Origin of the sequence: Ruegeria sp. AU67, assembly GCF_900312795.1 — a bacterium.
Lineage (GTDB): Bacteria > Pseudomonadota > Alphaproteobacteria > Rhodobacterales > Rhodobacteraceae > Ruegeria > Ruegeria atlantica.
In genome coordinates this window covers 1-13,794 of sequence record NZ_OMPH01000005.1, presented here as the reverse complement: position 1 = coordinate 13,794, position 13,794 = coordinate 1, and the positions used below count along the sequence as shown (strand labels likewise).

Annotated in this window: 7 protein-coding genes and 2 pseudogenes; 5 read left to right on the top strand and 4 right to left on the bottom strand. The window is 53.3% G+C overall.

The features are described 5' to 3' along the window. Positions 1-6: 6 nt before the first annotated feature. The 5 genes and pseudogenes from DK510_RS00745 (at position 7) to DK510_RS00730 (ending at position 3,683) form a co-directional block, all read left to right on the top strand. Positions 7-459 (top strand): GNAT family N-acetyltransferase, encoded by a 453-nt coding sequence (locus DK510_RS00745; RefSeq protein ID WP_109310486.1) that lies wholly within the window; start codon positions 7-9, stop codon positions 457-459. A 64-nt stretch (positions 460-523) separates the two neighbouring features. After that, positions 524-799 (top strand): annotated as a pseudogene (locus DK510_RS23055) (IS6 family transposase); the annotation flags it as partial. Positions 800-999: 200 nt separating this feature from the next. After that, positions 1,000-1,140, top strand: coding sequence for a hypothetical protein (locus DK510_RS22705; protein WP_160116418.1), 141 nt, complete (start codon positions 1,000-1,002; stop codon positions 1,138-1,140). 322 nt (positions 1,141-1,462) lie between these two features. Continuing rightward, entirely contained in the window at positions 1,463-2,791 is a 1,329-nt protein-coding gene (locus DK510_RS00735) for a DUF3300 domain-containing protein (RefSeq protein WP_109310485.1), read from the top strand. A 1-nt stretch (position 2,792) separates the two neighbouring features. Next, complete coding sequence (locus tag DK510_RS00730) at positions 2,793-3,683, top strand: DUF2950 family protein (protein ID WP_109310484.1); 891 nt, start codon at positions 2,793-2,795, stop codon at positions 3,681-3,683. Between the two features lie 44 nt (positions 3,684-3,727). Here DK510_RS00730 and DK510_RS00725 read toward each other — a convergent pair. The 4 genes and pseudogenes from DK510_RS00725 to DK510_RS00710 all read right to left on the bottom strand — a co-directional run. Continuing rightward, positions 3,728-3,925, bottom strand: a pseudogene (locus DK510_RS00725) (transposase); the annotation flags it as partial. 123 nt (positions 3,926-4,048) lie between these two features. Beyond that, positions 4,049-5,074 (bottom strand): adenylate/guanylate cyclase domain-containing protein, encoded by a 1,026-nt coding sequence (locus DK510_RS00720; RefSeq protein ID WP_109310483.1) that lies wholly within the window; start codon positions 5,072-5,074, stop codon positions 4,049-4,051. Beyond that, positions 5,067-5,408 carry an Hpt domain-containing protein gene (locus tag DK510_RS00715; protein WP_109310482.1) on the bottom strand — a complete coding sequence of 114 codons (342 nt, stop codon included), beginning with the start codon at positions 5,406-5,408 and terminating at the stop codon, positions 5,067-5,069. Before DK510_RS00715 ends, DK510_RS00720 begins: the two co-directional genes overlap by 8 nt. A 3-nt stretch (positions 5,409-5,411) precedes the next feature. Continuing rightward, a complete protein-coding gene (locus DK510_RS00710; protein WP_160116417.1) occupies positions 5,412-12,803 on the bottom strand; it encodes a GAF domain-containing protein in 7,392 nt (2,463 codons plus the stop codon). Positions 12,804-13,794 lie beyond the last annotated feature (991 nt).

Genomic DNA, 13,794 nt, shown 5'->3' with positions numbered 1-13,794 from the left:
TCATCCATGCCGGAAGGCCTAGTAATTCGCCATCTCGAATTGAAAGACCACGAAGAGTGGCGCCGCTTATGGACGGCATATTTGGATTTCTACGATACCTCTGTATCAGAAGAAGTTTATGAGGTTTCGTTCAACAGGTTGTTGTCAACGGATTCAGGTGAATACAATTGTTTCATCGCTGAGTTAGAAGGAAAACCGGTTGGAATAGCGCACTACCTTTACCATAGGTTTATGTGGTCAGTGGAGGATACATGTTATCTAATGGACCTATTTGCTGACCCGCAGGTTAGGGGAAAAGGTGTTGGTCGAGCTCTAATCGAATCTGTTTTTCAGATCGCCAAACAGCACGGTGTTCCAACCACCTATTGGACAACTCAAGAATTCAATTACAAAGGCCGATTATTATACGACAAATTGGCTAGAAGAACGCAATTTATTGTTTATGAAAAAGACGAATGATCGGTGGGGTCTTGTCAGATAAACTTCGCTTAAGCGGGGCAGGGCGGTTGCGTAGCATTTGGGAATGACCAAACCTGCCACTTTCAATAACTTCAAAACTAGCCCAGAGATCATCCGTCTGGTGGTGAAAACGTATATTCGGATTCGCTTTCACTTCGAAATGTGGAAGACCTGCTTTACCAGTATGGGGTCGATGTCAGCCACGATACTGTCCGCTACTGATGGAAAAGGTTCGTCCGATGTTTGCCTCTAATATCAAACGAAAGCGGGTGAAACACTACGTGCATTCTTGAAATGGAAGTGGCATGTGGACGAGGTTTTTGTTAAGGTGAATGGCAAGAAATCGGCCGGGTACTTCGCTGATCCGCGGAGTGTCCCACAGCTGCCACGCCTCCGGCGGGAGGGCTGCTTGATGCGGGGATTAAAGATGATGCGGGTCTTTCAAAGGGGCAGCTTCCCATTTTCACGGTTGTTTACCGCGGCGGAGCACGTCCTATTCAGCGCCTGCCGAACCGAAAGAGATCGACACGGGAGCGCGCAATGACACTCTGGTTCGAAGTTTGTTCGGACGGGGTAAACGGTTGTGAGGACCTAGCCGCGGTGGGCGGTTTCGAACACTTTGTGGTCGGCAGTAAACCGGGGCGCGCTTGGCTTCAGGTGGCTATCAAATCCGGAACGTGAACTCCCTCCACGCCCGTTACAAAAGGCTCAAAAAGCCCTTCTACGGACCAGTCCCGAAAGACCTCAACGGCTACATCCGGTGGCTGGAGACTCGTTTATCTGGGATGCAGCCAGTCGAAGCCACGCGAACCTCATAGTGCGCACTCGCGTCGCAGGACGTCCACTTCAAGCTAATCGTGAATTTGGTTTTTTGCTGCGCGGACTTGCAGCGTGAAAATTGCCGCAGAAGCCCAAGATTCCAAACCGCCGCACAGCATGGGCACCACCCGGTTGCCAGAATCACATTCTTAGGTGATCCTTCGATAAATTGAAGGATCGCAATATGTTTAGATACCTAATAATTGCTCTCAGCATTGGCGCATCTACTGTCCTGTTCGCACAAGAGGCATCCGATGATGCCGCTGCAACGGAAGATACCTCGGCGACTTCATCTGTCCTACTAACTGATGCAGAATTGCAGACTTTGGTAGCCCCGGTAGCTCTCTACCCCGACACATTGCTGATACAGATTTTTGTCGCTGCCACACAGCCCTTGGAGATAGTAAAGGCTGAACGGTATTTGCTGGATAACACCGACCGTGATCCCGTCGAGCTTGAACCGGAAATCGAAGCCATGGGCTGGGACCCTTCTGTCAGTGTATTGGCGACTGCGTTCCCAGACGTCGTTGGTCAGATGGCTACCCATATCGATTGGACCGAGACAGTCGGCACAGCCATGCTGGCCCAGTCCGATGATGTGATGGATGCGGTGCAGGTCATGCGGGATCAGGCAATTGACAGCGGTGCTCTTATTTCCGGGCCCGAACAAACCGTCGAGGTGTCCAATGACGACACAATTGTAATTTCGCCGACAGAACCCGAGACAGTGTACGTTCCGCAATACAATCCAGAGACAGTGTACACTGGACCTTCGACTGGCGATGTTGTGGGTGCGGCATTGTTAACGTTTGGCACCGTGGCCTTGATTGACGAGATTTTTGACGATGACGACGATTGGTACGACTATTGGGGGTGCCGAAATTGCGGTGGCTGGGGAGGTGGTCCGATATACAGAAACCCTGATATCGACATAGATGTCGATGGCAACGTCAATATTGGCAATGACATAGATCTGGGCGACCGTACGGATATCGGATGGAAACCCGATGCTGGCCGTCAACAGGAAGCCCGAGACAAAATCGCAGATCACAAAAGACCTGAAGGTGGACGTGGCGATTTGCCAGTCAACCGCCCTGAGGGTCGTACGGATGAACTGCGCGCAAAGTTGAGCCGCGAGTCCGGTTCCGCAGACATTAGTCAGGACCGGGCAGTCGCTGCGGGCGCAGGTGCAGGGGCTGTTGCTGGCGGTGCTTTGGCAAATCGGGGTTACGGAAACAAATCCCTGCCGCAGGTGAATCGGGGCAATGTTGATCAGGATAGGGCTGCCGCAAAACAGCAGGCTATCGACCGCACCAAGCGTCCGGACACGGCGAAAAAGCCTGTCGCAAAAAGACCGCAGACCGCCAAGAAGCCGCAGGCGAAGAAAGCCGCAACAACTCAGCGCAAGACCTCGGCGGCCAAAGGGCAAGCGATGAAGAAAAAAGCGTCCGGCAACAGAACTCAAAGCGCGTCCAAACGTGGGCACGCCGCCAAAGGCAAGCGGAGACGGTAAGATGCGTAGATCGGTAATTTCTTTTTTATTGCTCGCTGCGACCACAAGTCCGGCGCTGTCGGACGGAGCCCAATTTGATACGCCTCAAACCGCACTGGACACTTTTGTCGGTGCTTTGCAGGCCAACGATCAGAGCAAGTTGCTCGAAATTTTCGGTCCCGAAGCCGAGGATTTGGTTGGAACGGGTGATCCGGCGGAAGATCAAGAAAGAAGGCAAGAAGTGCTTGGTATGTACGCCGAGGGGTACCGTTTTCAGCCTGAGGATGATGGGGTTGTACTTCTTCTGGGGGAAGACAGTTGGCCCTTCCCGATCCCAATTCAGCGAGCAGAAGAAGGTTGGCAATTTGACCTAGAAGCTGGGATCGAGGAACTCTCAGCCCGCGAAATAGGTTTGAATGAATTGGAAGTGATCGAATTGCTTGAGGCCTATGTTGATCTTCAGGCAGCATTCCGCCTTGTGGACCACAACGGTGATGGCGTCATGGAATTCGCTCAGTCAATCATTTCCGATCCAGGGAAGCGGAACGGCCTCTTCTGGCCAGAAGAAGACAGTTTTGTCGGAGCAGCGCTTGCCCGCGCCGCCGCCTCGGGGTGGAGCGACGGTGCGGCCGATTACGAACCCGAACCTTTCCTCGGATACTACTTCACAATTTTGCAGGGGCAGGGACCGAAAGCCCCGGGTGGTGCCTATTCCTACTTTGTCGGCGATCGGTTCGTCGCGGGGCATGCCTTGCTGGCAGTACCTTCTGAATACGGAGAAACTGGTATCCATTCCTTTCTGGTTGGTGAAAACGGGATTGTTTACGAGGCTGATTTTGGCCCGAAGACACTTAGTGTTTCAGAGGAAATTTTCGCCTACAATCCCGACACTAATTGGTCACCAATCGAGTAAACTTAGATCGGCGACGACGCTTAGGGTCAGGACTCGTTTTTGTTTCATAGCCAGAACATGACGGTTCCGGCGAGAGCAATTGCGGACAGAAAGATCTTGGGGCACCCGTTGTAGCTGGTTGCCACTCGCCGCCAATCCTTAAGCCTTCTGAACATGAGCTAGATCCTGTTGCGTCGTTTGTATATGTGCTTGGCGTATTTGATGGATGTCTTTTGGTGCTTTCGGCCAGGAATGCAGGAACGTTTAACCATCGACCTGTGCGGGTTTTCGCGAAGCGAGATTGAATTGCTGCGACGGCGGGGTGCTTTGATCCTAAGCGAATTTTCAGGGAATGATATCGGAGAAACGATACTCGTGTCGGAAGATCACAAAGCGTGAATGTCCAATGGATCGGAGAAGCCCTTGATCTGGGTCCCGCCAAATGTCTCCTGAATATCAACTCCGTCGAGCAGATCCAGGGTTTCTTGATCAACCAAAATCCGGCTTCCGGTGTTCTGGGTTTCCGCTTCCAATCGGGCTGCGAGATTTACTGCGGAGCCGATACAGGTATAGGTCGCTCGGTTGTCAGTGCCGGCATAGCCCGCGACGACTTCGCCTGTGGCGATACCGATCCCGATCCTGAGACTCCGTTCTCCATCCGCGAGCCGGTCATGATTCAGCATCTCGATCATGCTATGCATTTCATGCCCCGCAGCTACCGCACTTTGCGCAGTATTGTTAAGAGGTTGTGGAACGCCGAAGAGAGCCATCAACCCGTCACCCAGCATCAGGCTGACAATGCCGCCATTGCTGGTCACCGCCTCGAACATCAACGTGTAGAAGGTGTTGAGCAGATCAATTGTTGCCTCGGGCGCGAGGTTTTCCGAAAGGGCTGTGAAACCGCGAATGTCGCAAAAAAGAACCGTTGCGTTTGCACGTTTGCCACCGATGGCAAAGCCAGACTCTTGCAGGTCTTGTGCAACTTCGGTGGTCGCGAAACGTTCGAGCAGGCGTCTTTGTTCGTCCCGCAATCGCTTCTTTTCAAGGCCGCTGGAGACGCGGGCGCTGAGAAGCGTCTTGTTCACCGGCTTGGGCAAATAGTCTTCTGCGCCTAACTCGATGCAGCGCACAATATTGTCGAGCCCTTCGACAGAGGAGGTCACAATCACCGGCAATTCGCGCAGGTCGGGGTCCGCATTGATTGCCTCCAGAACCTGAAACCCGTCCATTTCCGGCATTTCGATATCGAGTAGAAGCAGGTCATAAGACTGACTCGACAACATCTCCATTGCGACGAGGCCGTTCTCCGCGACAGAGGCTTTGTGCCCCAACAGTTCAACATTGCGAGACAGGAGTAGCCGATTGACTTTGTTGTCATCAACGATGAGGAGATGGCCGGGTGTATCAGTCATTGTTCAGGGTCCGCAGGGCCGCAGCAGCTTTGGCGAAAGCGGCCTCCAGAGCTTTCGCATCTGTAAGGTCGCCAGTCGCTGGTATGTCCCCGAGCTCGATTTTTCTGGCCAACTCGGCCAGTGCAGTCGCACCAAAGGTGTTTGCATTCGACTTAATGGAATGAGCCGCGCGGCGATATCCATCAGCGTCAGACGCGTCGGCAGCCGCTTTCAATTCTGCGATCATGCCAGGGGCTTCGTCGAGGAAGGTGTTCACAAGCTCGGCGGCAAATTCGTCGCCTGTCGCGTCCTTGAGTTCAGCGAAGATATCAAGATCAATTGGACCGTTTGTCATGGATTACTTGCTTTTCCTAGGAACATTCAAAAGGGCTTCGATAAGAATAGGCAGGCGGATCGGTTTGGCGATGTAGTCGTCCATCCCGGCATCTAAACACATCTCGCGGTCGCCTTGCATGGCGTTAGCGGTCATGGCGACTATACGCGGTCGGTCTTCTCCGGGAAAATCCTGGTTTATGCAGCGTGAGGCTTCGAGCCCATCCATTTCGGGCATCTGCACGTCCATCAATACGACATCGTATGCTTGCCGGTTCACGCTTTCGACCGCCTCAGCGCCGTTGCTGGCCAGATCAGCGCGATAGCCCATCTGTTCAAGTAGGCGAAGCGCAAGTTTCTGGTTCACCAAATTATCCTCAGCCAGCAGAATACGCAGAGGGTGGCGTTTGGCCATCTGTGGATCAGTCTGGGGTTTGTCTGCGGGTTTGGTCGCTTTCACGGGAGTATCTTCGGTTGAAAACAACGTGACCAGAGTATCGAAAAGATGCGACTGACGCAGCGGCTTGGTGAGGTTGGCAGCAAAGAGGCCGTCTTCGAGGTCAATGTCGCGCGGACCAAGAGAACTAAAGAGGATCAGCGGCAAGTCCGGATGCTTGGCCCGAATTTTCCGGGCAAGTTCCTCACCATCCATTTCTGGCATGTGCATGTCGAGAATTGCCAGATCGAACTTTTGAGCCTTCTCGAGTGTGGCCAGCGCATCGGACGGGGTTTCGCAGGTAGTGGTTTTAGTGCCCCATTTCTCGGTCTGGAGCGACAAGATTTTACGGTTGGTGGCGTTGTCATCCACCATAAGGATGCGTTTGCCTTCAAGCTCGGACTGAACGCCCACCAGATCGCGCGACGATGATTTGACCGGTTTGGAGGGTTTGGCCCGGATCGTAAACATAAAGGTCGAACCATGCCCTTCACCGTCACTTCGTGCCCACATGGTGCCGCCCATGAGTTCCGCAAGACGCTTGGAAATTGCCAGGCCGAGTCCGGTGCCGCCATATTTACGAGTTGTTGAGCTGTCTGCCTGACTGAAGGACTGGAACAGACGGCTCATACCTTTTTCGCTCAGGCCAATACCAGTGTCGCGGACTGTGAAAGTTAGCTCAAGCGATCCGCGTTTCTTGGTGGTTTGTTCAACAGATAAAACCACTTCCCCGCTTTCGGTAAACTTCACGGCGTTGGAAAGCAGGTTGAGCAGAATTTGCCGCAACCGGGTCAGGTCAGCACTGATCGCAAGGGGCAGAGCGTCGTCAAATTCATAGGCCAGATCGAGCTGCTTTTCGGCGGCCTTGCCGCTGATCAGATCTAGCGCGCTTTCGATACATTCACGCAGGTCAAACGGATTGTTCTCGATGTCCATCTGCCCGGCTTCGATTTTCGAAAAATCGAGAATTTCGTTGATGATGCCCAGTAGTGCGTCGCCACTGTCGCGGATCGTGTTGGCATAGTCGCTTTGCTCGGCATCTAACTTGGTATCCATCAGGAGCCCACTCATCCCGATAACAGCATTCATCGGTGTACGGATTTCGTGGGACATGGTGGCGAGAAACGCGCTTTTTGCTTCGTTAGCAGACTCGGCCACCTCACGGGCCTTTTCGGCCTCGCGGAAAAGGCGCACGTTCTCGATGGCAATAACAGACTGATCCGCAAAAGACTCAGCCATAGCAATATCGTCGTCCGAAAACGGTATTTTTGATTTCCTTATGAAATAGAGTCCGCCCAAACACTTGTCTCCGCGCATTAACGGTATGCCAAGGAAAGCTTCAAATCCGTTTTCTTCGTGAAGCTTCTTTGCTAACCGAGGTAAGCCCTGCGACGTCAAATCGTGTACATGCATGGTTTTCCCGGACAGTAACACGGACGACAGAAAATTATCTTTCGGGTCCAACGGGTGTCGGGTTCGTCCGAAATCGCGTAATAGGCCTTTTGGCGTCGCCAAAGCCACTTGCCACCAGAAACTGTCATCTGACAAAGCGGCGCCTGCCATGTCGCATGAAACAAGCCGTGTCGCGGAATTTACAATCGCCTCAAAAACAGGTGTGGTATCTGAAGGCGATTGGCTGATCACCCGCAGTACATCAGCACTGGCAGTCTGTCGCGCTAAGGAAGCCTGAGTTTCATTGAACAGACGCACGTTTTCCAGCGCGATGATAGCCTGATCCGCGAAAGATTCGGCAATGGCTACTTCGTCAACACTGAAAGCCTTCGACGTTTTCCGAATAAAGACGAGAGTGCCGAAACAGTCTTTCCCTCGCATCAAGGGTACCATCAAGAACGACTTGAATCCTTGTCGCTCAACGATTTCCGTGTCCCGCGGAGATAGTTCATCAAAGCGCGATTCATCCAATTGCAGCGTCTTGCCGCTCTGGATGACGCGGGATGGCAGGTTGTCGTCGGGATCAATTGGCAGGCGCTCAGTCCAAGTGATTTCCTCTAAACCATCCGGAGTTGCGGCCGCCACTTGCCAGTATTCAGTTTTGTTAGCCTGCATGGCAATCGACAAGTCGCAATCGATGAGAGCTGTAGCCAGTCCGACAATCTTCTCAAAAACCGGTTTGGTATCTGTCGGGGATTCCGAGATCACTCTGAGAACATCCGCACTTGCCGTTTGGCGAGAGAGTGCGACTTGCGTATCGTTGAACAATTTAGAGTTTTGAATCGCTATGATCGCCTGCGAGGCAAAAGTCTCCATCTGCTTGATTTGCTTGTCCTCAAAGGCGGCTTTATTTCGGCTGCCCATACTGATGACACCAATCGTGTCACCGTCGCGTATCAAAGGTACAGAGAGAACCGACCTGTATCCTTGCAAGTTGGACCTAATGACCGGATCATAGTTAGGGTCCGCTTGAGTATCCTCAACGTAGTCGGCGCGCCCATACAAAAGCGCCCGGGCGGTCGCCGACGTTTCCCCCGGCTCAAATGGGTGCGACTCGAGGAATTTGGCAAAATTCTCTGTGAGATTGTGCCCGGCAAAGAAATGGAATTTTCCGTCCTCGGGTTTCTTTAGCGCCACAAAAGCATCCTGTAGGCGGCAGATGCGCGACGAAACCGCTACCAACGCTTCCAAAACCGGCTCTAAAGCGTCAGGGGAACGGGAAATCACCTCGAGCACTTCGGATGTCGCCTTCTGATACCCCAGTGCCTCTTCAACTTCTGCAGTGCGGGCCTGCACTTCTTTGAACAGTCGCGTATTGTTGATGGCGATCACGGCCTGGGACGCGAAGGTTTCGAGTAGGCTGACTTGTTTGTCGCTAAACGCAGCTGCCTGCCGATGCGCCATAACAATAACGCCAACGGTTACGCCATTGCTGACCAAAGGGACACCAAGAGTAGTAAGATAGTCCCCGATCTCAGCCGCTTTTTTCCATGTGTAAGTCGGATCCCTACGGGTGTCTTTTATATAGACCGTCTTGCCTTGCAGAGCCGTGCGCCCGATGCAAGACCCCTCTTCTGGCGCGATAGGGTTGTCGGACAGGAATTTGAGAAAAGCATCACTCACATTGTGGGACATGGCCACGCGGTATAAGCCATCGTCAGCATCCTTCATTGCAAAGAACGCGTATTCCGGTGAACAGATACGCGACGAAACCTCCAGGATGGCGTCCAAAACCGGTGGAAGATCGTTAGGTGAACGCGAGATGACGTCGAGCACTTCGGACGTCGCCGTCTGATACTTCAGCGCCTCCTCGACTTCAGCAGTGCGTTCCTGAGTTTCCCGGAATAGCCGTGCGTTCTCGATGGCGATGCTGGCTTGATTGGCAAAACCCTGAACGAGTTCGACGCTGTTTTGTTGCGGCGGTCCGGCCTCGGCCCAACCGACAATTATGACGCCCCAAATCCGCGCCTCTGCCCGGATCGGTACGGCCATCAAGCGCCGATACCCAGCCTTTCGGGCAAGCTCTGGGCTGAAATACTCGGGCCCCCGTGCATCTGCTAGATGCTGGACTTCGCCGCTTTCCACGACCAATGGAGCCAGATGACCCTTGGAAGCTTCCAATGGATAGTCCGAAGTCAGTGCCTTCAGAGTAACCTTCGGAAACCCGTATTGTGCGCAGAAATGATAGAGATTGCCGTCAAAGCGTTCGAGAACGCAGAACTGCGCCCCACAAAGCTCAGCGGATTTTTGCACGACAAGGTCAAACACAGGCTGGATGTCGGACGATGCTTCGTTGATGAGGTGCAAGATTTCAGCACTGGCACGTTCGCGCACCAATGCCTCTTCGACCTCGGCCGTGCGCGCCCGAACTTGCTCAAAAAGCCGAGTGTTATTGATAGCAATCAACGCTTGGGAGGCGAACGTTTCCAAGAGCGCGATCTGTTTTGAATTGAATGGTGCAACTTTGTCGTGGCAGAGCACGACCACACCGACCACAACCTTATCCTTGACCAATGGGACACCCAGAAGCGAGCGATACTTGCCAATACGTGCGGCTTCCTTCCAGGCGTATTCGTTAGCTTCAGTGTCCTCGTAGTAGACTGTTTCTCCTCGTGCAGCTGTTTGGCCAATGCCGCTCCCATGACCTGCCGGCACTGGGTGTGCCTTCATGAACTTCATGAAATCACTGTCAAAGTCGAGCATGATGTCAGTATGGTAAAGGTTGTCTTGGGGATTCAGAATCGAGATTGCCGCATATTTTGGCTCGCAAATCCGGCTGGCGACTCTCAGTATCTCCGTCAGCACCGGCTCCAGCTCATTCGGAGATCGCGAAATCACCGACAATACGTCTGACGTGGCGGTCTGATACTCCAGCGCCTGCGTGACTTCTTCTGTCCGCTCCTCCAACTCGTGGAAAAGGTTTGCGTTGGTAATCGCGATAACCGCCTGATCCGCAAAAGTTTCCAGCAGTTTGATCTGTTTGGCGGAAAAACCCGAGACCATTGGCGCCCCAAGAGAGATAACGCCTACGACTTCGCCGTTTTTGACAAGCGGAAGTCCAAGCAATGATTTGTAATCACCCACGCCGCTTTCTTCCAACCAGGTGTAGGTGTCATCCGCTTCGACATCTTCGACATAGCTTGTGCGTTTCGACAAGATTGCACGCCCGCTTACACCGTTCTCCGCTGGCGAAATCGGGTGAGCTTTGACGTACTCTGCAAAGGCCGTGTCTTGTGTGAGCGTCGAGTGCACATGAAAAAGCCCATCGTCCGGGTCGAGCATTGCGACATAGGCATCCTGCAATTCGCAGATGCGCGACGCTTCTTTAAGAATGGCGTCCAGAACAGGCGACAGTTGATTGGGAGACGCTGAGATCACACGCAGCACTTCGGATGTTGAAGTCTGATACTCCAAGGCTTGCGTGACTTCCGCGGTACGGTCCTGCACCTCTCGGAACTGGCGTACGTTATCCATTGCGATCACGGCTTGGGCCGCAAAGGTTTGGACCAGAGCGACATCATCATCCGAAAATGGCGAAACTTCACGGCGATAGAGAACGATCACCCCAAGACCCTTGTCGTCTTTCATCAACGGCACCGCAAGGACCGAGCGAGCCCCTTCGACTTCAACCATCTGAACCCGTTTTGGATCGCGATCCTGATAATAAAGCGGATCATCTGCAATATCGTCTTGCCGGATGACCTGGCCATCGAACATAGGGCGGATTGCAACGAGTTCCGTGCGGGTCAAGGGCTCCACGAACCCCTTCAGGGCCTCATCAAAATCCGTTCGCGCACCGATATTGGCCGGAATTGTTGCAAGGCCACGTTCGTGATCGGCGACACACAGAAAGGCCAGTGGGGCTTTGCACAAACGGCTGGCATTTTTGAGTATGCTATTGAAGACAGGGCTATCGTCATCGCGACTGCGGCTGATGACTTCGAGGATTTCGCGAGACGCTTCTTCCCGTTCAAGTCGTTCCTGAACTTCACGAAACTGACGCGTGTTTTCGATGGCAATGACTGCATGTTTGGCGAATTCTTCAATCAACTGCACGTCAGGGTCAGCAAATGGCCGCACCTCACGGCGGCTGACCGCGATGGCACCGATAGCCTGATCTCCTTGCATCAGGGGGACTGTAACACGTGACCGAATGCCTTCGATCTCAACCATCATGGCAGCTGTAGGATGGCCCGAGCGATAAAAATCCGTGTCGGTCAAATCATCGATGCGACCAACCTTACCTGTTCGTATCGCAGTGGCTATGGGAATCGATTCATCCAACTGCCACTCGTCTCCAACATCAAATTTGGTTCTCTGATGCCCCCAATTCGCCGCCAACCGCCCGTGGGTCCCTGCAGCGTTGATCAAAATAAGTACCGCCTGATCTGCATCACATACCCTGGTGGCCTGCTGAAGCACTGAATCAAAGACGCGCGCATCGTCATCACGGCTTTGGCTAATGACCGTTAGAATTTTCTGTGTTGCCGTCTGACGCTCTAACTGCGTGTGCAGTTCATTCAATTGTCGCGTGTTATCCAAGGCGATCACGGCCTGGGCGGCAAAGCCCTCAACCAGAGAAATCTCGTCGTCTGTAAAGGCCCGAACCTCACGTCGGTAAATCCCGATAACGCCCACGGGCGTGCCATCTGCCGACATTAATGGGACCGTCAGAAATGACCGGACACCTTCTTCGTCTACAAGTTGACGGCGCCATGGGTCGCCTTTGATATACTGGTCAGTCAGGCGCAAATCGACATTGTGAATAACGCGTGCCTCGCGCACGGACTCCGCAATCTGGAGATGTGAGTCCAGTGACCAACGATCTACGCCTACCTCGTAGGTCGCCAACTGATCACCGAAATGGGCCGCATATTCAAGGTGGGTTCCTGCCTCATTCAAAAGGCTCAATGTGGCGACATCTGTTTCGCAAAGCCGGGCGGTGTTTTCCAGGATCGTCTGGAACACCGGCGTCTCATCTTCTCGTGATTGGCTAATTGTCTCAAGAACTTCACGCGAGGCGCCTTCGCGTGCCAGGCGGATTTGCAATTCGCGGAATTGGCGAACGTTCTCAATGGCGATTACTGCTTGGGCGGCAAAGGTTTCGACGAGCTTAACCTGATCGTCGGTATAGGGCCGCACCTCGTCTCGCGCCAACATCAAGCATCCGATTGCACCGCCATCCACCTTTAGAGGAACAAACAGATTGCTGCGGCACCCATGCTTGTCGACAATCAACTTGAACCGTTCATCGCCGGATTTGTGGAAATCAGTGTCTCCCATATCCACAACGCGTTTGGTCTCGCCGCTGAGGATGGTTTCAGTCACCAGAGAATTGCCCGGCTCCATCGTGTATTTGCCGTCGCGCCAGAGTTGCTGAATGTCAGGGTGCAGGTTATCACTGGCCACGAGCCGCTGAAGTGCGTCGCCTTCTCGCCCAAGAACCAGACCAGCAAAAACCGCGTCGCAAAGGTCTTTGGCAAGCTCAACAATCAGATCGCAAACCGGCTGAACGTCGTCCTTGGTCACAGAGATCGCCTGCATCACCTGAGCGGTGGCTTCAAACCGCGCCTGTTGATCAGCTGCGCTTAACTCCGAACTTGGCGCAGATGATGGCGCGGGACTTATCGGGGTCCCTGATGCCTCTTTGTCGCCCAACTGAGCTCAAACTCCCACGTTAATTCTGACTAACAACTGCCCGGAGTTTAGAGAGCATGTAATAGAAGTCACTGGAATTCTTCACGGATGATGCCCATTGCATTCATCCACGCGCGAGCAAGGCTCACTTGGCTCGGATCATCCAGCTGGTCAGCGCGATGAAACAACAGTGTAGTGCCAAAGCGCTGGATAGACTTATAAGCCTTACTGTTCTGGCACTCCATATGCGCCTCGAAAACGTCAGGACGTTCGATCTCTGAAGCGCTCCACCGAGCGTCATTGCTTAAACCCAGACTTCTGTTGGCGAAAGGCAGCATGTGCTGGGTACGCAAGCCCCTGTGAACTCTCTGGGAAGATGCACCGCGAAGTGTACTGCTCGCTTAAAAGGACGGCAGACATGTACCCATCTCGGTCATCGAAGCAAAGGAAATATTGCAAATGTCGGAATGGCCGCTTTAAGGAAGCTGATGCAACAATCCAGGGTCATACTTGTTGAATGTATTGTCCGCAAAGTGGACCTTGGGCGAAGTTCTTTATACGTCTGTATTGAGCGCAAAGCCGCCGTTGCCTCGCCAAGTGATTTGAGTAGCCGGGTCCAAGGACAAACACTCCTTCCCACTAGGACTTATGGAGTAAATGCACTAGGCGATGCATCCGGTGTTGCGAGTGGATAGCCGGCCATCACATAAAGGGGGGGGAAGGTGGCGACGCAGCGTTTGACGCTTGGTGCCTAATGCAAAAACGCGTGAGGGTAGCGCGCTTAGGTTCGCCTGCGAAGTTTAATCTACTTGCAGATCGGCAATTCAAGTGGCGGTTGTTTGGGCAAGGAAGCTCTCCAACTGTTTATGATCGGTTGGAGGCT